18 protein-coding genes and 4 pseudogenes are annotated in these 24,190 nt (G+C 56.1%); 9 read left to right on the top strand and 13 right to left on the bottom strand.

Annotated elements, in window-relative coordinates:
- Positions 1-20 precede the first annotated feature (20 nt).
- The gene (locus tag AC07N8_RS05185) at positions 21-1,367 is read left to right on the top strand and encodes a glutamine synthetase family protein (protein WP_493141993.1); all 1,347 of its coding nucleotides are present in this window, start codon (positions 21-23) and stop codon (positions 1,365-1,367) included.
- A 39-nt stretch (positions 1,368-1,406) separates the two neighbouring features.
- Here AC07N8_RS05185 and AC07N8_RS05180 read toward each other — a convergent pair whose 3' ends face one another.
- A complete protein-coding gene (locus tag AC07N8_RS05180) occupies positions 1,407-1,859 on the bottom strand; it encodes a short chain dehydrogenase (RefSeq protein WP_483841982.1) in 453 nt (150 codons plus the stop codon).
- Positions 1,860-2,079: 220 nt separating this feature from the next.
- Here AC07N8_RS05180 and AC07N8_RS05175 point away from each other — a divergent pair, with 220 nt between their 5' ends.
- The 3 genes from AC07N8_RS05175 to AC07N8_RS05165 all read left to right on the top strand — a co-directional run bounded on the left by AC07N8_RS05175 (position 2,080) and on the right by AC07N8_RS05165 (position 3,464).
- Positions 2,080-2,790: a DUF72 domain-containing protein gene (locus tag AC07N8_RS05175; protein WP_493141995.1), complete on the top strand. Its 711-nt coding sequence runs from the start codon at positions 2,080-2,082 to the stop codon at positions 2,788-2,790.
- An 81-nt stretch (positions 2,791-2,871) separates the two neighbouring features.
- Positions 2,872-3,147: a hypothetical protein gene (locus AC07N8_RS05170; RefSeq protein WP_493141698.1), complete on the top strand. Its 276-nt coding sequence runs from the start codon at positions 2,872-2,874 to the stop codon at positions 3,145-3,147.
- Between the two features lie 89 nt (positions 3,148-3,236).
- The gene (locus tag AC07N8_RS05165; protein ID WP_493141700.1) at positions 3,237-3,464 is read left to right on the top strand and encodes a hypothetical protein; all 228 of its coding nucleotides are present in this window, start codon (positions 3,237-3,239) and stop codon (positions 3,462-3,464) included.
- 221 nt (positions 3,465-3,685) lie between these two features.
- Here AC07N8_RS05165 and AC07N8_RS05160 read toward each other — a convergent pair whose 3' ends face one another.
- From AC07N8_RS05160 to AC07N8_RS05140, 5 genes and pseudogenes are all read right to left on the bottom strand, one after another.
- Positions 3,686-3,910, bottom strand: coding sequence for a hypothetical protein (locus AC07N8_RS05160; protein ID WP_483841978.1), 225 nt, complete (start codon positions 3,908-3,910; stop codon positions 3,686-3,688).
- A gap of 24 nt (positions 3,911-3,934) precedes the next feature.
- The gene (locus AC07N8_RS05155; RefSeq protein WP_483842176.1) at positions 3,935-4,195 is read right to left on the bottom strand and encodes a hypothetical protein; all 261 of its coding nucleotides are present in this window, start codon (positions 4,193-4,195) and stop codon (positions 3,935-3,937) included.
- 281 nt (positions 4,196-4,476) lie between these two features.
- The gene (acnB, locus tag AC07N8_RS05150) at positions 4,477-7,077 is read right to left on the bottom strand and encodes a bifunctional aconitate hydratase 2/2-methylisocitrate dehydratase (RefSeq protein WP_483841977.1); all 2,601 of its coding nucleotides are present in this window, start codon (positions 7,075-7,077) and stop codon (positions 4,477-4,479) included.
- Between the two features lie 344 nt (positions 7,078-7,421).
- Entirely contained in the window at positions 7,422-8,078 is a 657-nt protein-coding gene (locus AC07N8_RS05145; RefSeq protein WP_483841976.1) for an MliC family protein, read from the bottom strand.
- A 152-nt stretch (positions 8,079-8,230) separates the two neighbouring features.
- A pseudogene (locus AC07N8_RS05140) lies at positions 8,231-8,420 on the bottom strand (hypothetical protein); the annotation flags it as partial.
- Positions 8,421-8,615: 195 nt separating this feature from the next.
- On the opposite strand from AC07N8_RS05140, the gene AC07N8_RS05135 reads away from it, so the two are divergent.
- Together AC07N8_RS05135 and AC07N8_RS05130 are read left to right on the top strand one after the other, a co-directional pair.
- Positions 8,616-9,257 carry a dTMP kinase gene (locus tag AC07N8_RS05135; protein ID WP_493141702.1) on the top strand — a complete coding sequence of 214 codons (642 nt, stop codon included), beginning with the start codon at positions 8,616-8,618 and terminating at the stop codon, positions 9,255-9,257.
- An 87-nt stretch (positions 9,258-9,344) separates the two neighbouring features.
- Positions 9,345-10,250 (top strand): LysR family transcriptional regulator, encoded by a 906-nt coding sequence (locus AC07N8_RS05130; RefSeq protein ID WP_483841974.1) that lies wholly within the window; start codon positions 9,345-9,347, stop codon positions 10,248-10,250.
- Here the strand turns inward: AC07N8_RS05130 and AC07N8_RS05125 are convergent.
- From AC07N8_RS05125 to AC07N8_RS05110, 4 genes are all read right to left on the bottom strand, one after another.
- Positions 10,240-11,016 carry a substrate-binding domain-containing protein gene (locus tag AC07N8_RS05125; protein ID WP_493141704.1) on the bottom strand — a complete coding sequence of 259 codons (777 nt, stop codon included), beginning with the start codon at positions 11,014-11,016 and terminating at the stop codon, positions 10,240-10,242. The genes AC07N8_RS05130 and AC07N8_RS05125 overlap by 11 nt on opposite strands.
- Before the next feature lie 25 nt (positions 11,017-11,041).
- The gene (locus AC07N8_RS05120; protein ID WP_493141706.1) at positions 11,042-12,334 is read right to left on the bottom strand and encodes an MFS transporter; all 1,293 of its coding nucleotides are present in this window, start codon (positions 12,332-12,334) and stop codon (positions 11,042-11,044) included.
- Positions 12,335-12,499: 165 nt separating this feature from the next.
- Positions 12,500-14,662, bottom strand: a complete 2,163-nt coding sequence (locus AC07N8_RS05115) for an ATP-binding protein (RefSeq protein WP_493141708.1) — start codon at positions 14,660-14,662, stop codon at positions 12,500-12,502.
- 105 nt (positions 14,663-14,767) lie between these two features.
- The gene (locus AC07N8_RS05110) at positions 14,768-15,325 is read right to left on the bottom strand and encodes an ATP-dependent Clp protease proteolytic subunit (RefSeq protein ID WP_483841970.1); all 558 of its coding nucleotides are present in this window, start codon (positions 15,323-15,325) and stop codon (positions 14,768-14,770) included.
- Positions 15,326-15,588: 263 nt separating this feature from the next.
- Between AC07N8_RS05110 and AC07N8_RS05105 the strand changes: the two genes are divergently transcribed.
- The 3 genes and pseudogenes from AC07N8_RS05105 to AC07N8_RS05095 form a co-directional block, all read left to right on the top strand.
- On the top strand, positions 15,589-15,951 hold the full coding sequence (locus AC07N8_RS05105; protein ID WP_483841969.1) for a KGG domain-containing protein: 363 nt from the start codon (positions 15,589-15,591) through the stop codon (positions 15,949-15,951).
- Between the two features lie 1,118 nt (positions 15,952-17,069).
- Positions 17,070-21,140 carry a KAP family P-loop NTPase fold protein gene (locus AC07N8_RS05100; protein ID WP_493141710.1) on the top strand — a complete coding sequence of 1,357 codons (4,071 nt, stop codon included), beginning with the start codon at positions 17,070-17,072 and terminating at the stop codon, positions 21,138-21,140.
- A gap of 497 nt (positions 21,141-21,637) precedes the next feature.
- Positions 21,638-21,865: pseudogene (locus tag AC07N8_RS05095) on the top strand (transposase); the annotation flags it as partial.
- Here AC07N8_RS05095 and AC07N8_RS05090 read toward each other — a convergent pair.
- The 3 genes and pseudogenes from AC07N8_RS05090 to AC07N8_RS05080 form a co-directional block, all read right to left on the bottom strand.
- A pseudogene (locus AC07N8_RS05090) lies at positions 21,805-22,294 on the bottom strand (IS21 family transposase); the annotation flags it as partial. The pseudogenes AC07N8_RS05095 and AC07N8_RS05090 sit on opposite strands and share 61 nt — an antisense overlap.
- 172 nt (positions 22,295-22,466) lie before the next feature.
- A complete protein-coding gene (locus AC07N8_RS05085; protein WP_493141712.1) occupies positions 22,467-23,543 on the bottom strand; it encodes a hypothetical protein in 1,077 nt (358 codons plus the stop codon).
- Positions 23,544-23,792: 249 nt separating this feature from the next.
- Positions 23,793-23,990, bottom strand: a pseudogene (locus tag AC07N8_RS05080) (IS30 family transposase); the annotation flags it as partial.
- Positions 23,991-24,190: the final 200 nt, after the last annotated feature.

The raw sequence follows: 24,190 nt of genomic DNA, 5'->3' as shown, positions 1-24,190 counted from the left end.
CAAGCAAAGGACCCACAATGATGGATGCTACCTGCTCTGACCTGCTGGCCGAGGTGCGTGCCTTTCGCCAACGCTACCCTGAGGTGCGTTATGTCGACCTGATTTCCCTCGATATTCCCGGGCATTTCTACGGCAAGCGCTACCCGGTGGACATGCTGGAAAAGGTCGCGGCCGGCACGGCGCTGAAACTGCCGCAGAATTGCGTGCTGCTGGGCGTGCAAGGCGGATTGTTCAAGATTGGTGATTACTGCTTCAACGATGGTGACCCGGACGCCGTGCGTCGGCTGGTGCCGGGCACGCTCAAGCCCGTGACCTGGGAAGCGCAACCGCTGGGGCAAATGCTGATCACCTCGGACGGCACAGCAAAGCCCATCGTGTTCGAACCGCGCCAGGTGCTCGCGCAGGTCCTCGACAGGCTCGCCGGCAAAGGCATCCATCCGGTGGTGGCATTCGAACTGGAGTTCTACCTGTTCGATAAAAAGCTGCGCGACGGGCTGCCGCAGTTTCCCCGAGATGACCTGACCGACGACGCCGACGACCAGCCCAACATGCACATCGAACGATTGTCACGCTTTGCGCCGGTACTCGACGACATGGTCGAAGCCTCGCGCGCTCAAGGCATCGACAGCACGGTGATCACGGCCGAACTCGGGCCGGGTCAGTTCGAAATCAATTTCGGTCACCTCGACGACGGCTTGCGCGCTGCAGATTGGGCGGCGCTGTTCTGTCGCAGCAGCCGTGGCGTGGCGCTCAAGCATGGTTATCGAGCGAGTTTCATGGCCAAGCCTTACTTGCAGCATCCGGGCAGCGGCATGCATGTGCATGTCAGCCTTTACGATGCGGCCGGCAACAACATTCTGGCAGCCAACCAGCAGCAATCATTGCGTCACGCTGTGGCCGGCTGCCTGGAACTGTTGCCTCATTGCATGCCGGTTTTCGCCCCGAACCAGAACGCCTATCGACGTTTGGGTGGTACGACCAACATCGCCACCCAAGCGAGCTGGGGGTTTGAAGACCGCGATGCGTGTCTGCGCATTCCGGAATCGGACTCGAAGAACTTGCGCATCGAACATCGCCTGGCCGGTGCCGATGCCAATCCGTATCTGGTGTTGGCGGCGATTCTGGTCGGATTGGAACATGGGCTGGAGTCCGGCAAGGAACCGATTCTGCCGCTGAACGAAGACCGCAACAGTGGCGTCGACTTTCCTAAGGAAATGCTCGAAGCCGTGCGCGCGATGCAGCATCAACCGCAACTGCGTGAAGGCTTGGGCGCGGAGTTTGTGGACGTGTATTGCGAGAACAAACGTCAGGACCACCTGGCGTTCATGCAGGAAATCAGCGCGCGGGAATATCGCTGGTATCTGTAAACCGGGGATCGCGGGCAATCACAGCGATTGCCCGTGAATCTAACGGGCAGAGCGTCGGCTACCCAAACGATTGAACGCGAGCAGACATCCGCTAACTAACAGCGCCGCACCGATGACCAACAGCGGCGAAGGTCTGACTGGCCTGACGGTTGCCAACGGGTACGTGTTCAGAATGTCATCGGTCATTTCGGTGGGCAGGTATCTGGGGGCGTCGTACGCCATCTCGCTCAGTTTCAGGCGTGCGCCATCGCCGAGGATCAATGTCAGGTCTTCAATGATGCCGGCGACACGCCCGGGATACACCGGTTCGCCCGTCGGATCGAGTTGGTCATACAGAAATTGCTGCCCTTCAAGCCAGCCGACCGCCGTCTGCAACTCAGGCCCGAGGTAATACTTTCCATCGAGAAAGAAGCCGGGGAAATGCGGTGTGCGCTCGAGGCTCTCGACGTTGTAACGCTCGCCTGGCCTCATGCCGGTTAATGGGTCGATCATGGTGACTTCTCCTTCTGCTGGTCCTGCGATAGAGAACGGGCCGAATCCTTAGGTTCCATCGGATTGATCGAAAGGCGCGCTGCGCTGCTCATCGGCCATTCGCAAAACAATTCGAACTCTACAAACCCGAGCATTTCAACTCTGGACAAGACCGCCGCATGGGCGATTTTCCGGGCGTGGAGACTGATCAAATGAGCCAGCAATATTGAACAGCCAGAGGATTTTCATCGGGTGTGCAGGTTGGAATCTGGGGCGCGAGTATGTGTCGACATTCCCGGTTGAGGGCACGCACCTGCAACGCTATGCCTCGAGACTGAACAGTGTCGAGATCAATAGCTCGTTTTATCGTCCGCACCGCCGGGAAACCTACGCTCGTTGGGCTGACTCAGTGCCCGAAGGCTTTCGTTTCTGCGTCAAGGTGCCCAGGCGGATCACCCACGAACGGCGCTTGCAGGATTGTGGGTGGGAGCTCGATGAGTTTATCTCGCAGTGTTCAGGCTTGAATGATCGATTGGGCTGCTTGCTGGTGCAGTTGCCGCCCTCATTGGCGTTTGATCGTTCAGTGGCTGAGAGTTTTTTCATTGAACTCAGGCGTCAGTATGCCGGCCACGTGGTGCTGGAGCCTCGGCATGAATCCTGGCTCGATGCCGAGCCGCTGTTGATCCACCACCGAATTGCCCGGGCGGCAGTTGATCCATCGCGCATCAGCCATGACGCGCTGCCGGGGGGCTGGCCGGGATTGAAGTATTGGCGACTGCACGGGTCGCCCCGAACTTACTTCAGCCCCTACGAATTGCCCACGCTGCAGAGCCTGGCACTCAATCTTCAGACAGCCACTACCGACAGCGAAGCGACGTGGTGCATGTTCGACAACACCGCCAGTGGTGCTGCATTGGGCAACGCGCTGACACTCTCGGCGTTGCTGCGCTGAGCGGGCAGCACCGTTCGTCGGCCACGCTGAACACCTTTCAGCGCGCGCGGCTCTCTACTTTTCATTGGGTGGAGACCGACTATGTCTTGTTTGATCTGTGAAAATCCTTGTGCACGAACACTTTGCGCAGGCGTCGGGCAGGAGTTTCATTGTCCTGAATGCGGCCAGGGACGTGTTTCCCAAGAGTTGCTGAGCCTGATGATGTTGTTGAGTCTGCAGCTGGATATTGGACGCAGCCGCCAATGGCTTCAAGAACGTCGGCAGAAAGACCCGCTGCCGATCATGCGCGTATCCGACATCTTGCTGTGCTGCGCCGCTAATGAAGCAACCGATCGGGCCACTGGCGCCGAGGGCTAGCCGCTCGTCTGTTCGAACGCACGCTGCAACGCGGTCCACTTCCAATCTTTACGGCCCGGAGATTCCGGACCCTGAGCGGCGAGGTGGGTATGTCCGACGATTCGACTTTCCAAAAACAAGACCAGAACCCGGTGCAGGACGCGGTTCCATCCAGGCCGGAGCCAGGCACCGACGACCCGATGGCCAACCCTGCCGATCCGGGTCGATACGATCCGCTGACAAGCCCCGACGACCAGCGTCCCGATGATTGGGAAGACCCGGACAGGGACATGCCGGAGGCGGACGAGCCGACTCCGCTGTCTGACGACAGACGTTGAGTGGCGAAGCGCATAAAAAAACAGGGGCAGACTTTTCAGTGAAGGAGGGTGACCGCCCACGACACCAAATGTCTGCCCCTACGGCCCTGATGATCGAGGAAATAGAGGGCGAAGAGAAGCAGCCGGGCCGGTTGCTGGTACACCGGCCTGACTGTGCCGATTATGGACAATCCGCACGACATAAGACCCCACCCTTAACGGGTAGAAATGGGCGGTCCCTTTTAATTACCGTCCGCCACCGTGCGTTCTATTTCCGCGATTTTATCCCTGAGCTTTTCAGCGTCCTGCTCCTTGGCGCGGGTGGAAGAGGGTGTAATGGCTTCATCAATGCCCTCGGTTTCACTTGAGGTGTCGTGCAGGTCCCTTTCGACCACGTTGACGGGTTTGCCCGACACATCAGTGGGAGGGGCGTTGGATGCTTTGTTCACATCGTCATCGTTGTGCATGTCGTGTACCTCCGTTGACTGCGTTCACTCGGTTTTTTCGTCGCCCTTCGAACCGCTCGACGTAGCGGCGTCTTTTTCCGTTTCCTGCGATTCGGCGCCGGAGTTTGAGCCCGAGGCTTCCTCGCCCTTTTTGTCGGCTTTCTGCTCATTGGATTCCGCGCCTTGGGCCTGGTTGACGCCGGGAATGGCAGTGGGCGGAATGTCTGCCTTCTCGGCGGCCATGGCGAAAAACGAGCCCGTCGACAACAGGCTGGCGATGGCGAGGGTGGTGATTGTTCTGTTCATCATCCGGGTCTTCCTGCGAGGGGGTATAAAACGTTGGAAGATCCGGGTGGGGGAAGGTGCTGAGGCGCTGACGAGTGGCATGGCACGGATCGCCAGCACACCGAAGAACACTGTGGGAGCGAGCCTGCTCGCGAAAGCGGTGTGTCAGTCGACATCATCGTTGATTGATCCACCGCATTCGCGAGCAGGCTCGCTCCCACAGGGGGGGCTGGCGGAACTCTTGGGCATAAAAAAACGCCGCTCATCTCACGATGGGCGGCGTTTTCTATTGCTTTGTAACGTTACGCTTGAACCACCGGAATGTTGGCGTTCGCAGCAGCTTCACGGAACTCGGCGATCTGGTCGAAGGACAGGTAGCGGTAGACATCGGCCGCCATGCTGTCGATCTTGCCCGCGTATTCCATGTACTCCTCGACGGTCGGCAGGCGACCCAGGATGGAAGCCACGGACGCCAGCTCGGCCGAAGCCAGGTAGACGTTCGCGCCGTCACCCAGACGGTTCGGGAAGTTACGGGTCGACGTCGACACAACAGTCGAATTCGGTTCTACGCGAGCCTGGTTACCCATGCACAGCGAGCAGCCCGGCATTTCCATACGAGCGCCGGCCTTGTTGTAGATGCCGTAATAACCTTCTTCAGTCAGCTGATGCGCGTCCATCTTGGTCGGCGGCGACAGCCACAGACGAGTCGGTAGCTGACCATCGACCTGCTCCAGCAATTTGCCGGCGGCGCGGAAGTGACCGATGTTGGTCATGCACGAACCGATGAACACTTCGTCGATCTTCTGGCCTTCAGCGGTCGACAACAGACGGGCGTCATCCGGGTCGTTCGGTGCGCACAGAATCGGTTGAGTGATCTCAGCCAGATCAATCTCGATGATTTCGGCGTACTCGGCGTCTTTGTCAGCCACCAGCAGCTCAGGGTTGGCCAGCCAGGCTTCCATCGCTTGAGCACGACGTTCCAGGGTGCGCGCATCGCCGTAGCCTTCGCCGATCATCCAGCGCAGCAGGGTGATGTTCGAGGTCAGGTATTCGGCAATGGCTTTTTCCGGGAGCTTGATGGTGCAGCCGGCAGCCGAACGCTCAGCGGACGCGTCAGACAGCTCGAACGCTTGCTCGACGGTCAGGTTGTCCAGGCCTTCGATTTCCAGGATGCGGCCGGAGAACGCGTTGACCTTGCCTTTCTTTTCCACGGTCAGCAGACCGGCCTTGATCGCGTAGTAAGGAATCGAATGGACCAGGTCACGCAGGGTGATGCCCGGTTGCATCTGGCCTTTGAAACGCACCAGAACCGATTCCGGCATGTCCAGCGGCATGACGCCGGTGGCCGCGGCAAACGCGATCAGACCGGAACCGGCCGGGAACGAAATACCGATCGGGAAACGGGTGTGCGAGTCACCACCGGTGCCGACGGTGTCCGGCAGCAGCATGCGGTTCAGCCAGCTGTGGATGATGCCGTCACCCGGCTTGAGCGACACGCCGCCGCGGTTGCGCATGAAGTCCGGCAGGGTGTGGTGAGTCGTGACATCGACAGGCTTGGGGTAAGCCGCGGTGTGGCAGAAGGACTGCATCACCAGATCTGTCGAGAAGCCCAGGCACGCCAGGTCTTTCAGTTCATCACGGGTCATCGGACCGGTGGTGTCCTGGGAGCCGACGGTGGTCATTTTCGGCTCGCAGTAGGTGCCCGGACGAACGCCTGTCACGCCGCACGCTTTGCCGACCATTTTCTGCGCCAGGGTGAAACCTTTGGTGCTTTCAGCCGGCGCTTCAGGTTTCTTGAACAGATCCGAAGGCGCCAGCCCCAGCTCGGCACGCGCCTTTTCGGTCAGGCCCCGGCCGATGATCAGCGGGATACGACCGCCAGCACGGACTTCGTCCAACAGCACAGGGGTCTTCATTTCGAAGGTAGTGATGACGTCGTCAGTACCGTGCTTGCAGACTTTGCCAGCATGCGGATACAGGTCGATCACGTCGCCCATGTGCATATTGGACACATCGAATTCGATCGGCAGGGCGCCGGCATCTTCCATGGTGTTGTAGAAGATCGGGGCGATCTTGTTGCCGAAGCAGAAACCGCCAGCGCGCTTGTTCGGCACGAACGGCACGTCGTCGCCGAAGAACCACAGCACCGAGTTGGTGGCGGATTTACGCGACGAACCGGTACCGACCACGTCACCGACGTAGGCAATCGGGAAGCCTTGACCGCGCATTTCCTCGATCTGCTTCATCGGGCCGGTGACGCCTTGTTCGTCCGGCACGATGCCGTCGCGCGCCATTTTCAGCATGGCCAGGGCGTGCAGCGGGATGTCCGGGCGGGACCAGGCGTCCGGGGCAGGGGACAGGTCGTCGGTGTTGGTTTCGCCGGTGACCTTGAACACGCGCAGGCTGATCTTGTCGGCCAGCACAGGGCGGTTTTTGAACCACTCGCCATCAGCCCAGGATTGCAGCACGCCTTGTGCGTGAACGTTACCGTTCTTGGCGCGTTCAGCGACGTCGTGGAAGGCGTCGAACATCAGCAGGGTGTGCTTGAGTTCTTCGGCCGCTACGGGTGCCAGTTCGGCGTCGTCCAGCAGGTTGACCAGGGTCACGATGTTGTAGCCGCCCTGCATGGTGCCGAGCAGTTCTACAGCGCGCTTCTTGTCGATCAGAGGGGATTTGGCTTCGCCTTTGGCGAGGGCGGACAGGAAGCCGGCCTTGACATAGGCGGCTTCGTCCACGCCAGGTGGAACGCGGTTAGTGATCAGGTCAACGAGGAAAGCTTCTTCGCCCGCTGGAGGATTTTTCAGCAGTTCAACCAGGCCTGCCGTTTGTTCGGCATTCAGCGCCAAGGGTGGAAGCCCTTGCTCGGCACGTGCTTGTAATTGTTGTACGTAGGTCTCAAGCACTGGGTTTCTCCTGTCATACCGCGTGTTGGGCGAAAAGCTGCCCGGGTTTTGTTCGAAAAATAAAAGTAGGAGCCGTCGCCCAGCGGTCGAGGGTGACCACCGGTAACCACGGGAGCAACGGCTCCTACAAAAGCTGTTCTGAGAAGCTGGCGACACTGATTGTCGACACTATCTCGTGATCGAGGCGGAATATAATGATTTATGCGGGCCGCATCAACAGTATTGTCGACACATTTGAGGTGTCACTTAAACGCACGCGATGTACGGTCGCCTGTTCAAGCGAGCAGGATCGTGGTCCCAGAGCGGTTGGAGCGACAGAGGGCGACCTGATACCGCCAGAGCCTTCAGCCGACCGGCTCGGCCGTACAGTTCATCTCGCCAGAGCCAGGTTTCTGGAAAAACACCCCGTTTTCGTTTTGCCGAAAGCTGTAGTTCCCGAGGACATCCTTGCCGGTGTATTGGGTGCCTGAATAGCTTTGCACCTGACTGAGGGTGACCGAGGTGTTCGCCCACTTCAGGTACACGACACCCGGTTGCGTCGTAAAGAAAGTCGCGGCAATCGGTGCATTAAACCCGGCACAACGAAACGCCTGGGGGCCTTCGGTCAGCCGGTCTGGATCCTTGGTTCGAACAATGGCCGAGCCTTGGCGCAGTTGGTAGGCACGCTGGGCATAACTGCGGATCGTACAGGCCTTGGCCTCAGGCCCAGAGCCGCACTGGTTGCGGGCGTCGATCCAGAACTGCTGGTCAATGATGACTTTGTCGGGAGGTGGTACGGAGCGTTCATCGGTGAGCGCGAGGCGATAAAGCCGCATGAGCTCAAGATCCATCTGCGCCAGTTGCGGATCGCGGCAGATGAGTTTTTCTACGGGGGCTCTGGCGGTGGCGCAGTCGAAGCTGGTCTTGTAGGTTCGCGGAGGCGATGCGGCATTGGCGCAGGAGAATGTCACCGCGCTGATGCTGGCGAGCAGGCAGGTGAAAAGGGCCGTGAGCGTTTTCATGTTGACGTCACTCAGATCATTTTCCGTAGGGGACTATAACCCCAAGCGGGTTTTGTCGGGCCCCTTTCTGGCACGCTGGGATGGCTGAAAAAAAACGACCGTAATCGCAAGTGAGCGCGTCCGCAGTCTGTAAAAATCGCGACGTCGATCTATCAGATGGCAGGAAGCAAGCCTTTCTGTCTTGCGACATGCGTCGCCATGGTGTCCATCAAGTCCGGCGACAGGCAGTCATAGGGCTCCAGGCCTGTCGTCGACTATCGCCAGTTTTTCGCCGTGAGCCGTGACGCTGACCTTGTCCCGAGGTACCACCGCGATAACGGCGAATGTCGCGCCATGCTGGCGTCTCCTTTTCAGGGTGTCCCCGGATATAGAATAGCTCGCCATTCGAAGCGTAAAACTAAGTTAGAGTATTCATCACTGTCTGTTCATAAGGGCCCTCCACTCGATTCGCGCAATCGCGCAATCGCGCAATCGCGCCAAGCGTTTCCAGCGCACGATCCGGGCAAAAAAAACCGTACATCAATCGATATTTGAAGAATGAATCGTCCGCTGTTTGTTTCCCTGGATGGGCCCAAGGGAGCCGGAAAAACCACACTGTTGGAGGCCGTTACGAAAGTACTGAGGGCCGACAACAAAAAGGTGATCCGGCTTTCCGAGCAAAAAAGCGATCCCTATCGGGGTGAAACAATGACCCTCGTTAATAAGCTCGCCCGAAATCCCAGCCGCGAGTTGGAGTTGGAGGTTTGTGAGCGCCTGGCTGATAGTCGCGCCTGGATTTCCCTGCACGTGCTGGCTAAACAACCACAAGACAGCATCATCTTGATCGATCGCTGGTACCCGTCTGATGCCGCGTTTCGCCGGATAGTCCCGTTTGCAGAGATTCTGCAGTTGAACATTGATCGAAACGTGCAAGTGCCAGACCTGCATGTCGGGGTTGTCACCCACCCTGAAATTTCATGGGCAAGGGCAACGGCACGACGGCGTGGGCTGAGCAGCACGGTGATCCATAAGCTGGAAGAACATGTCGCGTGTACCCAGGCATTCGAGCAGGCGATTGCAGATCACGGCTGGGTTTTATGCCGTAATGAAGGAACGATCGAAGAGGCAACGATGCAGGTGGTATCCGAGATCTATGGGGTTCTTCGATGTCCTGTAGGTGAAGTTCGCTGCGCCAGCTGAGATTGCCGTAGATGTAGTTACATCGCGCATTAATTTTATGCATTCATAGGATAAGCTGATCAATCTGTCTGATCCCAAGTGTGCACCATGGCCATCAACTTCGACCTCAATGACCTGCAAGCTTTTCGCGCCGTGGTCGAGCAGGGCAGCTTTCGCAAAGCCGCCGACGCCGTGCGTATCTCTCAGCCTGCCCTGAGCCGGCGTATCGAAAAACTTGAAGACGCCCTCGGCGTACGATTGTTCGAACGCACCACCCGTAAGGTCAGTCTGACTCAGGCCGGGCGCGGGTTCATGCCCAGCGTCGAGCGCTTGCTGGACGATCTGGATGTGGCGCTGCTGGGAATCAGCGAAGTCGCCTCGACCCGGCTCGGCCATGTCACGGTGGCCTGCGTGCCCTCGGCAGCGTATTACTTCATGCCGCGCGTGATCGCCCATTACCACCGGCAGTTCCCGCGGATCAAAGTCAAAGTGCTCGACTCAAGCGCCCACGACGTCCTCAGCGCCGTGATCAATGGCGAAGCGGATTTCGGTCTGAGCTTCATGGGTACGCTTGAGGCCGAAGTCGAGTTCGAGCCGTTGGTGCAGGAAGGTTATGTAGTGGCTTGTCGGCGCGATCATCCGTTGGCGGGTCGCACCAGCGTGACGTGGGACGAGTTCTATCAGCAGGACTACATATCGCTGGACAAGACCTCGGGCAATCGCTTTTTGCTGGATCAGGCGCTGACCGGAATTGTGCCGCAACGGCAGAGCATCTGTGAAACCCGGCATGTGACGACGATGATCGGCTTGGTGGAAGCGGGGTTGGGGGTAGCGGCGGTGCCGCTGATGGCGATGCCGACGGCTGATCACCCGATCCTGACACAGATACCGCTGACTGATCCGCAAGTGATGCGCAGTGTCGGTTTGATCAAACGCCGGGGTCGCACACTGACCCCGGCGGCGTTGGAACTGGAACGGCTGGTGGTGGAAATGAAAGTCCAGGTCAGCGACTGACCGAGTCCAGCCCGGTGGCCTTCACATCCGGTTGAGCGGCCGAGGCGGCCAGGTACTCCAGCAACGCCTTGGCTTCAGCCGGGTGTTGCGCGCCCACGGGAATGCCGGCGGCGAAACGCGTGACCGATTGCACCGACTCTGGAATCTTTGCCACAAAATTTACGCCGGGCACGGGCAGCAATTCGCTGACCTGCTGGAAGCCCAGTTGGTAGTCGCCGGTGGCAACCACCGAACCCACCGGAATTTTCGGGATCATCTTCGATTTGGGTTTGAGTTGCTCTTCAATGCCCAGGCGCTTGAACAACTGATCCTCGATGTACACGCCGCTGGCGCTGTCGGAATAGGCCACGGATTTAGCGTCCAGCAACGTTTTTTTCAGGCCCTCGACAGAGCTGATATCCGGTTTCGGAGCGCCTTCGCGCACCACCAGGCCGATCCGCGAATCCGCCAGTTCCACCCGAGAAGCGGGATCAACTTTGCCTTGCTTGATCAGGTCATCGAGGGCGTAGCCGACCATGATCACCACGTCAGCCTTTTCACCGCGGGCCAGACGATTGGGGATTGCTTCCGGTGCCTTGCCCATCGATGGACCAAGGGCGGTGTCCAGCGTGTTGCCGGTGGACGCGGCGAATTTCGGCCCGAGAACTTTGTAGGCCGCGGTGAAACCACCGGAGGTCATCACACGGATCTCTTCCGCTTGGGCGACAGGGTTCAGGCCGAGGCTGGCCACCAGGCCGAGGGCGGCGAAATTGAATAGCTTGTTCATGGTCGTGTTCTCACAAAGGGCAGGTTCAAGACATCGCCGGTTGCAGGCGGCCGGTGGAGCGGCGGTAGAGATACAGCGTCGCGCACAAGGCACAGAGTGCGGCGAAACTCATCCAATAACCGGGTGCGGCCTTATCGCCGGTGTACTGAATCAGGAAAGTCGACATCGCCGGGGTGAAGCCGCCAAACACCGCCGTAGCCAGGCTGTAGGCCAGCGAGAAACCGGCGACCCGAACTTCAACCGGCATGATTTCGGTGAGTGCCGCAATCATCGCGCCGTTGTACAAACCGTAAATGAACGACAACCACAGCAAGACCAGCAGCATGTTGACGAAGCTCGGTGCGTTCACCAGATAAGTCAGCGCCGGGTAGGCCGTGGCGAGGGTCAGCAGCGCCATGGCGATCAGCACTGGACGCCGACCGATGCGGTCAGACAACGCGCCGCCAATGGGTAACCAGAAGAAGTTCGAAACACCCACCAGCAAGGTCACCAATAACGCATCGGATGTACTCAGGTGCAGCACGGTTTTGCCGAATGTTGGCGCGTACACGGTGATCAGGTAAAAAGCCGTGGTGGTGAGGGCGACCATCATCATCCCGGCGAACACGATTACCCAGTTCAGCGCGAGGGTGCGGAACACATCGCCCATACTCGGCCGATGTTTGCGCGCTGCGAATTCCTCGGTTTCTTCGAGGTTACGGCGCAGGAAAAAAATGAACGGCACGATCATGCAACCGACGAAAAACGGAATCCGCCAGCCCCAATCGGCAATCATTGCGGGCGCCATCCACTGATTCAGCCCGTAGCCCAAAGCCGCCGCGACGATAATTGCCACTTGCTGGCTGGCCGACTGCCAACTGGTGAAGAAGCCTTTGTTGCCCGCAGTGGCGATCTCCGAAAGGTACACCGAGACGCCGCCCATTTCCGCACCGGCCGAGAAACCTTGCAGCAAGCGACCGATCAGCACGAGGGCTGGTGCAAATAGCCCAATGGTTTCGTAACCGGGCACCAACACAATGAGAATCGTGCCGCTGGCCATAATCGACAGCGTCACGATCAAGCCTTTGCGCCGCCCCACATCGTCGATGTAGGCACCGAGTACCACCGCGCCCAACGGACGCATCAAGAACCCCGCGCCGAACACCGCGAAGGTCATCATCAGGGAGGCAAACTCACTACTGGCCGGGAAGAACACAGCCGCAATTTGGGTGGCGTAAAAGCCGAAAAGGAAAAAGTCGAACTGTTCAAGGAAGTTGCCCGAGGTGACCCGGAAAATCGCACTGGCGCGTGAACGCCCGGAAGGATTTGATGTTTTCATTGGCCTGTACTCCACCGCTTTTATGACGTGCGCTGCCTGGACGCGGCACACGGTTCTTATTGGGGTGAATGCTGGAGCAGGACGATCGATATGATAAGTGCATTGTTGGCATTCATTAATGCATGAAACGGATCAATACGGATCTATCGAGTCGGAGAGGTTCGATTAAACGTCGGGCTTTAGCAATGAATGCACTCGCGAAGTGAGTTCATTAAGACTGAAGGGTTTGGTCAGCAATCGGGTTGTCCTGTCGACTGAGACAAGTCGCGAACCGCCAGCAAATCCGGTAATGAAAAGCACTTTGAGCAGCGGGTATTTTTTCTTGAGTTCTGCTGCCAGACTGATCCCGTTCATCAATCCCGGTAAACCTACATCGGTCAGCAGCAACTCAAGGTGTTCTAGCTTCTCCGCCTGTTTGATGGCAGAAACGCTGTCCACTGCCTCAATGACGCGATAGCCAATGTCTGACAAGAGCTCCGACGCCATTTGCCGGATAGCCGCTTCGTCGTCCACCAGCAAAATAGTTTCGTTCTGCCCCGATGCCACCAGCTGCTGAGCGTCGCCAGGAGCTACTTTCGGGTCATCTGGCAGCGAATCATCTACCGGAAAAAACAGCGTCACGGTGGTGCCAATACCCAGGCTGCTGTGGACTCTGACCTGACCACCGGATTGCTGAGTGAAGCCATATATCATTGAGAGACCCAGCCCGGTACCTTCGCCCAACTTCTTGGTCGTGAAAAACGGGTCGAAGATACGCGACAAAATGTCAGGACTGATCCCTGTACCGGTATCCGTGGCGGAAATGCTCACATATGAGCCGGGCGGCATCATTTTGTCGGATGAAGAGGCTTGATCGATAACGCATCGATCAACCTGAAGGTCGAGCCTGCCTCCATTGGGCATTGCATCCCGTGCATTGATTGCCAGATTTAGCAGCGCGTTTTCCAGTTGGTTAAGGTCACACCTGATACGGTCGGTCGTTCTGAATGAGCACTCGACTATGATGCTCGGCCCCACTGAACGGCGAATCATTTCTTCAAGGTCTGCAATTACTTTTCGAGGATCAAGGAGTTCAGGCTCAAGTGATTGCTGCCTGGAGAACGCAAGCAGTCGTTGCGTTAATGCCGCCGCTCGAGATGCCGAGGTCAAGGCCACTGAATTGTATCGGGTCAAATCGTCGTAGCGACCCGCATCAATCCGCCGTTGCATCAGTTCCAGGCTACCGATGATCCCTGCCAACAGATTGTTGAAGTCGTGGGCAATTCCGCCGGTAAGCTGCCCGACCGCTTCCATTTTTTGGCTTTGTCTCAACTTGGATTCCGTTACGGCGCGCTCTCGCTGCTCCTCTTCCAGTTGTTGGGTACGCTGTCCAATGCGTTCTTCAAGTAAGTCGTTCCAGTCACGCAACGCACTCTCCAGTTGCACCCGGTCTTCTATGTCCTCAATGGTGCCGTACCATTGTTCGGATTTTCCGGCGCTGTCGAGACTGCACAGCGCACGGACTCTAAACCAACGGTAATCGCCCGTGTGTTTTCGAAATCGGACTTGCAGATCGAAAGGCTGCAGGGTGCCCAGAGATTGATCCCAGAGTGCAGCGATTGATACCTGATCTGCCTTATACGCGGCATAGGCCCATTGACGTTCCAATGTCTGCTCGAGCGACAGACCGGTGTATTCGTGCCAGCGCGGATCGATAGAAATCAGGTTACCGCCCTTGTCGGCAGTCCAAGGCCAAAGTGGATTGAGCTCAGCTGCAATGCGGTAATGCCTTTCGCTCTCACGCAGGCGCTTTTCTGTCGAGCGCATAGCGTCCAGGGTTTTGAAGCGCTTCAACGCCGCACCAAGCAGATTGCTATACCCACGGAGGAAGTCGATATCGCTCTGCGTAAACTGACGAGGACTTCGACTGTCCACCTCAAATATTCCGAAAGGACGTTCTCCGTTGGCGCCGTGGACGAGAACGTTGACGAAAGCTTTTACCCCATTGTTCTTTTGAAAATCGTGATACCGAAACCGTGATTCCGTTGAAATATCCGTCGAGATGACGGGCGCGTTGGTGTTGAGCGAGAAGATTTCGGGACTGCCTTCGCATGCTTTCACCCGCACCTTGCCGACCACATCGGGTGCCCAGCCCACACCATTTCTCACGAAGAACGTGATGCCGTCTTCTTCGAGCAGCATGAATTTGGCGAGATTGGTTTCAAGCGCCTCACCGACTAATCGACATGCCTCGTCGAGGATTTGTTCCAGGTCATCCGACGCCAACGCGAGCTCGCCAAACCTGGCGAGCACCTTGCGCTGGCGCAGTAACGTATCCTCTATTTTCATAGGCTCACCCAAGGTGGTTTCAATATCCGAGGCTTGGGTTTCAGCTAGGTTCAATCGGTTTGAATGAGCGCAATAGAGCGGTGTTATAGAGGACGGTTGGCACGATCATCCGCCACTGACCTTCCAGTGTTTCACATCGTCGGCAAACACCATTTGCTTCATCTCGTGCGCAATGCCGTAGGCCAGGGACTCGTGCGCAGCGATGACTTTTTCCTCTGCTGACAAGCAATGGAAAATGTCGAGCTTGGTCTGTGCGTCAGTGGTTTCCAGCGTGAAAATCTGGACGTAACGCGCGAGGTCATTGTCGAGGCTCGATAGATATTCGCGCAGGCGTTGGTGATCGACGGATTTCTGACTGAAATACCAGTTCATCGGGTGGATAAGAAATCGCGAGTGGGGTGACGTGATCCGGCGGGCTGCGGCCAGAAACATGATGATGCCCATCGACTCGATGTTCCCGGCATTAATTGCACATAGCGGAACAGGCAGTGACTTTAGAAAGGTATAGAGCGTGAAGCCGAAATTTGTACTACCGCCAGAAGTGGACAGGTTCAGCAGCAAGGACGTGGCGCCTTGATCAATGGCTTCAAGACAGCAATCTCTGAAACGCTCAGTCGTTGCCTGGTCGATCTGGCAGTGAAAGTGCACGATATGTTCGGTCATGACTGACTTCCGAAATCCGTCGTTTGTAAAGCTGCTTATGAGCTAGTTAGCTTAGTTCATATTGGCCATTTCTTAGCGAAAAAAACGACTTTAAAAGCCCTCTTTGATTACCCGTTCCGCTAGTCGAAAGTCTCTATTTTTCAGGGAACTAACGTCGAAAAACCATTGGTCGCCAAACTCGATTTTCGTCCAAACTTTCAATTTTCTGCGTCCTCCGAATTAAACGAGCAAATGCTCGTATTAACGAGTAGAGGTGAATAGAAATGGCCAATACCGGAAACAACAATCCCGGCAATTTTTCTAATGACCGAGATAAGGCTTCTGAAGCAGGCAAGAAAGGCGGTCAGGCTTCAGGAGGTCAACAATCACGCGATGCTGATCGTATGTCCGGAGGAGGGCAAGGTACCAATCGCGGAGGCGAATTCGCCGACGACAAGGAAAGCATGAATAAGCCCGGGCAAAAGGGCGGCCAGGCATCGGGTGGGCGGCAATCAAACGAAGCTGATCAGTCCACTGGCGGTGGCCAGAGCGGTCGCGGCGGCGACTTTGCCGATGACCAGGACAAAACCTCTGAAGCGGGACGCAAAGAAGGTGAAAACAGCGGTGGCGGAGGGCGTCAATCCTGATGCTGGGTGATTATCAAGCCCCGAATTTTCGGGGCTTGATTGAATCGGCTCTTCTGGCTGCGCGAGCTCAGTTCGCAACAACCCCCAGCTTTCATATCGTGCTGGCCACACTGATCAAGCGCCAGGCAAAAAAAGGCTGGCCATCGTGATTATCGTATTGCTGGCGGTTTTAGTCGTCTGGACGGTGAAGCTGGATGTTCGGTACGTGCGAAGGCTTTGCGACACGCTGATCTGGTTACCGGGGCGCCGCGTTGTTTATTGGCCTGTCAGTCGGCTTCATAATGGGCTGGCGAAGCCGTCGGGAGTATTAGATGTTCGCTGGTTGGTTTTGCCGTGTTGATACCGGTGACGCTCATCTACAACTCCTATGGCTTCTAAGTTTTCAGCGGCAAGGTTCATCCGGTTCAGGATTGATCTGAGAGGGCCATTGGAGAAGATCCACGCAGATACATGATTTAACAAGTGGGCGATGTCAGGTGCTCATAAGTAGCTCACGGGCCCGAGATTGCTGACTTAAAGGTCTCGAAATTAGCGCGGTTGTTCATGGATTGATGTTCATAGGCACCGTTGCCTGCCCGTTTTAGTCTCACTGCCAGACCTCTGGCGGTCACACATGCAGTGAGGACGAGGCATGCGGGTCTTCAAAAAACGCGCGTTGGGGGCTGGATTGGAAATCGATGGCGGGTGGCAAGGTGGGGCAGGGAAGAGTCGTTCTCTTTGCAGCCGAAGGCTGCTGCTTCCGCTTTGATACCAAACCACAGGGTTTCGTTTGACTCATCAGTCTGTCTGAAAGTTTTTCCGTGTCGTACAACAGGCCAGTGGGCACCGCGTAACAGTCAAAACGTCAAGCGGGCCGGCATTATTCATGTGGGGAAGGTTGCGCGATTTATGGCCAACCTAGCCTACCTGGTACGGCACTTCGAAGTGCTCGCGCCCGAACCGCATGCCTTGAGGCGACTAAGAGCCAGGCGATGACGACCTTTGCAATATGGCTTTGATGCTCAGCCCGAGCTCAAGCCCAAATTTGTACCAAGGGCAAAGTTGTGTTGCCCTCCATCCTTCCAGTAGGCTTGGCTGATAGTGGCAGCCCGCCAGTAACACGTTGAAGGACGCAACGCATGCCTGAATCCTACAAGCCAATGCCGGCAGTGCTAGATCGGCAAATCGAAAACGAAGCTCAGGATGCATTTGGTCACAGGCATTTTTCCCAGGCACTCCAGAGCCTCATTGAGGCCGATCACCATAAGCCTCCGTTCAGCATTGGATTACTCGGCGGATGGGGGACCGGGAAAAGCTCTATCAAAGAGCTTTACACCCAAGGCCTCGCAGACGGTGCATCCGACGGTTCCGGTAAACCCTCGCGCAGGTCTCGCATCAAGAGCATCACTTTTAATGCCTGGCGTTTCGGCGGGAAAGATCAGGACATCAAGCGCGCGCTTCTGCGCCATGTTTTTATCGAGCTTGGGGGAGACGAACAGGCGCTTCATGACAAGCTCTTCCGCAACATCACACAGGTTGAGCATCAGTGGAAAGGATTTCGAGAGTATGCCTGTCAGTTGTGGCGCGCGTGGTCGATGCCGTTGCCTGCCTTCCTGGTGGCCATACTGTTGCTTTTTGGTTTGCTGTGGGTTGGGCTAACCGTCCTCCCATGGAGCGACCCCTATGTTCGATCGACCTTCATCTTGGCAATAAGCGGTGCCTACAGCTATCTACTCAAGAATCTGAAGCCCTCAAAGGTCGATAGCTTCCGGTCGATCACCAAGGTTTCTCTTCCCAGCGCCAGCGCAGAACAATACGAAGAGATGCTCCTCGAACAGTTGAAAGCGTTCAAGGAGCCTTCGGGGATATTTCGAAAAGTAAACCCTTGCGAGCGCCTGGTGATCTTCGTCGATGATCTGGATCGGCTCTCAGCAGAAGAAATGGTGCTCGGCCTCGACGCCGTCCGGGCGTTCATGGAAATCCCCTCTGAAAAGCTTCCACACGGGTTGGGACTAGTGTTTGTGATCTCGTGTGACGAAGCAAAAGTTGCCGATGCGCTGGCGCGTGGTCGCGGCAAAAACCCTGAGCAGCCAGGTACCGTTTTCACACACATGGACGCTCGTCGGTACCTGGATCGCATCTTCCAATTTCGACTTGAAATCCCGCCAGTACCTCGAGGCGACATGAGGCAATTCGCGCTGAAAAATCTCCTGTCATTTACTGAGATTGTCAGCGACCTGAAGACTTCGGGCACCAGCCCGGAGCAAGTGATTGATCGGATGATCCATGTGAATGTCGCGGATCCCCGGAACGCTCTGCAAATTGTCAACGCTTTTGCACAGTCCTGGTGGTTGGCGAAACGTCGTGAATACGAGGGCAGTGCAGGGGAGCGACCAGGCGGTCTGCACGAGGGATCGGTGACTGCTCACCCCATATCCTTGGGTGCACTCAGTGCAGCGCGGGTGAGCTTTCCGGACTTCTATCGCGATCTTCAGGATGACCCGTTGCTGCTCGGTCGACTGACCCAGTTACTGGTGAATGAAGGCTCACTCCTAGATCAACCAGTTGAGGCCCAAGCGTTATTGGGTAAGCGTTATGTAACCTTGGACAAGGACACAAAGACAACGACCATCCGCGATGACTGCAGAGAGCTTCGTCAATTCCTGTCCAGCCTTGTTGGTATTCGTTGGCCAGACTCTCTTCAGAGTCTGCTTCTGCTGTCTGAAGATCCAATAAGTCGAAAGTTTGGTGCCGGGACCAGCGTTATCTACAACCTGCTGATGTCTGGCGATACTCGCAGTGTGGTTGAGCAACTGTCCACGCGCGCTGATAATGTCGTCCTAGGCGATGACCACGCGCACCTGCTCCATGAGCTGGTCAGCGATCTGCACCTGGAGACGACTGCCCGCCGTCATAATGCAATGCGTGTAATCGCCAACCTCCTTGACCGCCTACCACCACGGACAGTGCGCCTGATGCTGGGAAAACTGTGCAACGAGCTGACGGCGTCACTCGATCTCCGGTCAATGATTGGTCTGGACAAAATTGGCAATGTCGTAAAAAGCGCCAATGCTCAAGAACAACGCCAAATCGCCGCAGAGTTGGTTGACGATCTACTGTCGACCAGCCAGACCATCGAATTTCGCCTTGAAACCATGCAGACTCCGAGTCTTGACGAAGCACGGGGGATGGTTAGTAAGGCCTGTAACATCGTGCTCAGTGTCCGCGCAGCTCACGGGCTCCCCGCTCCTCAGGAACGTAAGCTGATCGATTGGCTCAAGGTCAGAGATGTCAATCTCAGCGGAGGCTCCTACCAATTCGAGTTCCAAGAGCTGGAGCGGTGGATTGATGATCATGAAGCCATGCTGCTGACGATGTTAGGCACGGACTATGTGACACTTGTTGCCGACGAATTGGATGCAAACCGTGGCGAAGTGATGAAGTTGCCAGCAGTTGCGGCTCGAGTGGATCGGCTGTTTGCCGAGTTGGTTTCCCAGGGGGAGGAGAGCAGATCCATTTTGTGGCCACTCGTACTGAGATATTTGACTCTGCCGCGAATTGAGCTGCAGGCTTGCGCACTGACTGTACTGGAGACATCACATCAAAGGGCTGACGCACAAACGCTTTCGGGATGCGTGATCGCGGTGGCGAAAAACCTTGTGGCTCATCCAAAACCTGAAATCGATTACCGTCGAGGGTTCCAATGGACAATGGCTGTGGCTTCAGCTCGCTTTGGTGAGCTGACGACGGACGCACAATCTAATCTTGTTTTACTGTGCAACAACCTATCCACGGGAGAATCGTACCAAACTGATGCAGTAGCGCTTTTCGAGTTAATGCTTCAGCGTGCCCCTGAGCTTACTGCCCAGGTCAGCACCAACTGGGTCGAGCGTCTGGCTGACGAACTGCCGATAGAATGCTGTCGCTCCCTGATGAAGGCCTTCGACAAATTGCCGGACGCGGTTCAAGTTCAGATCACTACGTATTTCGACTCCGGGTTTACCGCTCCGATGCCTGAAGGTTTTGGCGAGATTTACACGATGGCCTCCGAGGAAATTCCGAGTCAATGCTGGGCGACTGGGAATCTGCAAGCACATCTTGATCGCGCGCTGAGTCGGCTGCCCTCATTCGTATCACGATCAACCGATGATCTCGACAGCGTTATGGTCGGCCTTTCAAAAATCTACCTCAATGGGTCGCCGGCGACGATCGCAGCTTGTTTGCGAGATACGTTTTCTTCCGCTGGCAGCTACCCCGCTCAGAATAATCAGCTCCATCAGCATTTCGCACGGACGTGGCCATCGGTCGAGCAGGTACATCCAGGCTACGTGCCCGACACGATCTTTACGGAAGCGATCAGCACCGGTCGGCGCGACCTCAAGGAAGCGAAGCGCGGTTTGCTGGCTTCCCTTGACTCCATGATCACAGCCAAACGGGCACCCGCCGAGCGTGAAGCTGAACTCCTCGAATTCGCCTGCCAGGTATGGCAAACCCACCCAGCCGAAGCGGAGCATTTCTTCACCTGTGCTGCCAGGCGTCTTTCGCCAAGTCAGATCGTCCTGCTACCAACGCCCATCAGTTGGGATTCGGAGCAAGAGGTGGCCTTGTTGGCAGCTGCGTGGACAAAAGCGGTATCGGTGCTGAATCTACCGCAAAGCGTCGCATCGACATTAGAGGTGCTGGCGCTAGGGCATACCGGCACCGTGGATGCGCCCGATCAGGTGTTGTCGCTGTGGTCGAAGTGCTTGGACAAGACGGCTTATCAAGTACTGGCGCAGACCATCCTTACCGTCGAAGCTACCGACGATCGGCGACGCCGACTCTGGCGCCAGATCACATCACTTGATCCAATGCCGGCGCCACAAGAGCTTATTGATCTTGGCATCCGGATCTTGGCACTGGGCTCAGCACCGGAAACTGCCAGCGCGGTTAACGACAACCTGGAGTCTTTCTGCGTCCGCCTGACCAACCAAGAGAGCAAACTCGCTACTGCCCATACCTTCTTGAGAACACTGCCGCGTTGCTCCTCGATCAAGATCAAGACAAACCTGGCTCGTTTGACCTATAGCCTCGGTACCCATGCAGCGTTGGCATCGGTCGACGCATCCACACTCAGCGAAGGGGACATGCAGATAATCTCGGACGCGTTTGGGAAGGGGCGTGAATTGACCAAGCTGAAAAGTCGATTCGAAAAGGCTTCAGAAGAATGACGAGCAGCAATGTAATCACCACAGGGGCATCTCCAATGCAAATGACAGCTGGCAAGCTCGCCGACTACCTGGCTGCCACAGCCGTTACTCTCACGTAGAAGATGTACGTGTGATAGGCATCCACCTTACAAAACGTCGGGGAGAGCAGGTGGTTGAACCCAAGCCCAAGAAGACAGCTCGGCCTAAAAAGCCCGCGACTGGCAATAGCGCGAAGGTACGGCAGCCGCGGAAAATTCAATGATAGGTCATCCGCACCGAGAGGTGATTCCGTGTCAGTCGACCACCGCTTTCTTCACGACGTGCGGCAAGGCTGGCACTTTACTCATCCTGGCCATGTCAACGATGAATGATGACTCGGCCGGGATACGCCTCAATGACTCCTGTGGGCGAGAGCTTTCTAATGAGTTCCAAGAACCGAACGCGCTCCAGCCCCTCATTGCGGAACGGGTAAAAATTAAATGATGTAGTCATATTCAAACGCGTACTTGTCTCGGTTAGCGATGAAGCAGGTCGCGGTCATCGCGCTGTGCACGCGACTTGAAAGTGCGAAAGCCGTGGTTCAAAAGCTGGGCGTGTGCAGGCCGACCTTGTAGAACTGGAAAAATCAGTTACTCGGCCCAGAGGCATCCGCACCCATGAAACGCCGACAAGAAACTCCGTCGTCACCGGAACGAGAAGATTTGGAGCGGCAACTTGAATCTCTTCGGCTCGACGTGCGTCGTCTGGGATACGCCACCAACCAAAATGCAAGACTGGCGCCCAGCTTCATATGGGAGACCTGGATGCGTCGGAACAGGCCGCCGATCAGCAGGCCTTCTTCGCTCCAGTCGATTTGAAAGGCCTCGCCGAGTGCAAAGGTCAGCGGTACGAAGGCCCGTAAAAACTTGCCTTGCTCGCCGCGCCACGCGCGTATGAAGGCGGTGAGCTGGCTGTAGCCGCCGTCGTACCCCTCGGCCTTGATCTGTTCGAAGAGTGCTTTGGCACTTCTGTGGTTGTGCATTGCCTGAAACGAATTGGCCTTGAGCGCCTGCTCCAGCGTCTCTTGAAATGGACTGAGTTTGTTGAAGGTTGCGCACCGTTGGTACGCCGGCTGAGCGGCTTCGGGTGCTCCCACCCATAATAGTGTTTCTCGACAGCCCGGTACGCTTGGCTATCTAATGCAGCGACAGCTTGTCGCGAAAGTACATCCGCCGAATTTTCCCCAACATTTCCATGCTGATCACCCTGTGTTCTCCTGCTCGGAAAGCGAGCAGAAGCAGTTGAACACCTGGGTCAGTTTTCGGTCAGCGGCAACACGCCAGCAGCATCAACAACGCTGCCTGTAGCCTACGGTGTGTCGGGCGCTAGCATCCATGACTCCAACGCTCCGACCACATAGTCCTCAACGCCAACACCTCCTGCATGCAGCTCAAGAACCTCGCGGGCCAAGGCCTTGTTATTCGTTACCGTTTCGGGGGAGTAGCCTCCAAAATACGAGGCTTGGCTAATGTGCGATGGACGCACGTTCACAATCGTCTGACGGAAGGTCGCTGGCGCCGTCTCCTCATTAAAATGAACGTTGATCTCAATGAGATAGAGCGACAATCCGTCCGGGTCTGCCCAAAATTTCGAGTGCAGCTTAAACCTGATTCTATCCGTTTCTTGAGGCTTTAATTCGTGGTGAATCTTTTTCCTGGCTACGCTTCCAGCCTTCTCGGAGAGAGAGATGTCATAGGTAGCTGAAACATCCACAATCCGGTGATTCCGGTCTGTCACGAGGTTCCAATGCTTAACCGTGTGGAATGAAATTTCCTTAACGAAAGCGACTTCAGAGCCCGAATTTCTCAGCTTCAATTCGACTTCGGTAGCGAGATCATCCCGGTCTTTTTGATTGTCCTCGTCCTCATCAATCACCTCGTAGAAGTCGACAACCTTGAGGCTGTGAGCGGGCGGTGAAGGCTCAAATGAGTTCAGCACCTGCTTGATCTGGTCGTGCTCAAGCGAGAAGAGCTTGTTTTCCAATTGGCTTGCCAGAAAAACTTCTGAGCGATCTAAGTCGTGTAGATGTTTCAGTTTATCAACGGCTTCGTAGATGTGAGGGGAGACGCCCTTGAACTTATCATTAACGACGAAGTAAAACTCTCGAACAGGTGATAGATGATTCCAAAACCCCTTCAACTTTTCAAAATCTTCAGACAGCTTACTAAGTGCGCTTTTCGTATTTTTTGCCAATGACTCAGGCGCGTAGGACTGATAGTACCGACCCTTCTTGGCCACCCAGCCGTCATTGCCTCGATCTCCAATATTGCCGTACGCCTTCACCGGTTGAAAATCCGGATCGCTATAGGACATTATTTTGACGAACAAATCTTCGTATCTCTGACCATCTGATTCGTGAACCAGTAGTTTGAACGCAGTACGCATCTCACATCCTGTGCTGTGTTAATTATGTTGACGCTTTACAAGTGCTCCGAGCGACCAATATTGCTCAGCCTGTAGATCCAATCGTATCATATTAAAAAGGAGCTTTTTCATGCCTCCCCCAAGCCTAACCTTTTTAGTATTCCTCTTGCGTAACGGTGATCTACTCACCGTCGAGCAGCACGTGGAGTTGCTCGGTAGCGAGACACTGCTGGAATTCTAGGCATTTGGTTTGCTCTACCACATGGCCGATGCACTGGATAAGGCTCTTATCGTCCGGGTAGGTACACCGGGTCTGATTCCCCCGCTCTCCGCCAAAATGTGCTGTATCGATGATTGGTTTCGATCAAATAGTTGGGCAACTTACTGGAGAGAATCGCCTTTCTGCCAGTGATCCTACATCAATTTTTTCTGGTTTTCGGTGTAATAGATCCGAGGTCTCTGCTTCATCTGCAACACTTCTTCTGCTCACACAGAATTTAGTCATGTTGCGTCGACCGGTTAAATCCACAGCCGAAAGCGGACGCTTAAATTTCTCGTACTCGATCCCTGACTCAGGTCAGCTGTCCTAGCGGTTTTTCTACCATTCACACCTTTAGCCCTGTCCGTTTGCGCGAGCTAGCCAAGGGAGTAGTTTATTTTGGCCTAGT

It is taken from the genome of Pseudomonas sp. GW821-FHT10C09, assembly GCF_059415465.1.
This window is presented reverse-complemented; position numbering and strand designations above follow the sequence as displayed.

Bases quoted from the DNA above. Each gene is read 5' to 3' on its own strand.
- AC07N8_RS05185 (WP_493141993.1), top strand. From the start codon at position 21: ATGGATGCTACCTGCTCTGACCTGCTGGCCGAGGTGCGTGCCTTTCGC.
- AC07N8_RS05180 (WP_483841982.1), bottom strand. From the start codon at position 1,859: ATGATCGACCCATTAACCGGCATGAGGCCAGGCGAGCGTTACAACGTC.
- AC07N8_RS05170 (WP_493141698.1), top strand. From the start codon at position 2,872: ATGTCTTGTTTGATCTGTGAAAATCCTTGTGCACGAACACTTTGCGCA.
- AC07N8_RS05165 (WP_493141700.1), top strand. From the start codon at position 3,237: ATGTCCGACGATTCGACTTTCCAAAAACAAGACCAGAACCCGGTGCAG.
- AC07N8_RS05160 (WP_483841978.1), bottom strand. From the start codon at position 3,910: ATGCACAACGATGACGATGTGAACAAAGCATCCAACGCCCCTCCCACT.
- AC07N8_RS05155 (WP_483842176.1), bottom strand. From the start codon at position 4,195: ATGAACAGAACAATCACCACCCTCGCCATCGCCAGCCTGTTGTCGACG.
- AC07N8_RS05145 (WP_483841976.1), bottom strand. From the start codon at position 8,078: ATGAAAACGCTCACGGCCCTTTTCACCTGCCTGCTCGCCAGCATCAGC.
- AC07N8_RS05135 (WP_493141702.1), top strand. From the start codon at position 8,616: ATGAATCGTCCGCTGTTTGTTTCCCTGGATGGGCCCAAGGGAGCCGGA.
- AC07N8_RS05130 (WP_483841974.1), top strand. From the start codon at position 9,345: ATGGCCATCAACTTCGACCTCAATGACCTGCAAGCTTTTCGCGCCGTG.
- AC07N8_RS05125 (WP_493141704.1), bottom strand. From the start codon at position 11,016: ATGAACAAGCTATTCAATTTCGCCGCCCTCGGCCTGGTGGCCAGCCTC.
- AC07N8_RS05120 (WP_493141706.1), bottom strand. From the start codon at position 12,334: ATGAAAACATCAAATCCTTCCGGGCGTTCACGCGCCAGTGCGATTTTC.
- AC07N8_RS05115 (WP_493141708.1), bottom strand. From the start codon at position 14,662: ATGAAAATAGAGGATACGTTACTGCGCCAGCGCAAGGTGCTCGCCAGG.
- AC07N8_RS05110 (WP_483841970.1), bottom strand. From the start codon at position 15,325: ATGACCGAACATATCGTGCACTTTCACTGCCAGATCGACCAGGCAACG.
- AC07N8_RS05105 (WP_483841969.1), top strand. From the start codon at position 15,589: ATGGCCAATACCGGAAACAACAATCCCGGCAATTTTTCTAATGACCGA.
- AC07N8_RS05100 (WP_493141710.1), top strand. From the start codon at position 17,070: ATGCCTGAATCCTACAAGCCAATGCCGGCAGTGCTAGATCGGCAAATC.
- AC07N8_RS05085 (WP_493141712.1), bottom strand. From the start codon at position 23,543: ATGCGTACTGCGTTCAAACTACTGGTTCACGAATCAGATGGTCAGAGA.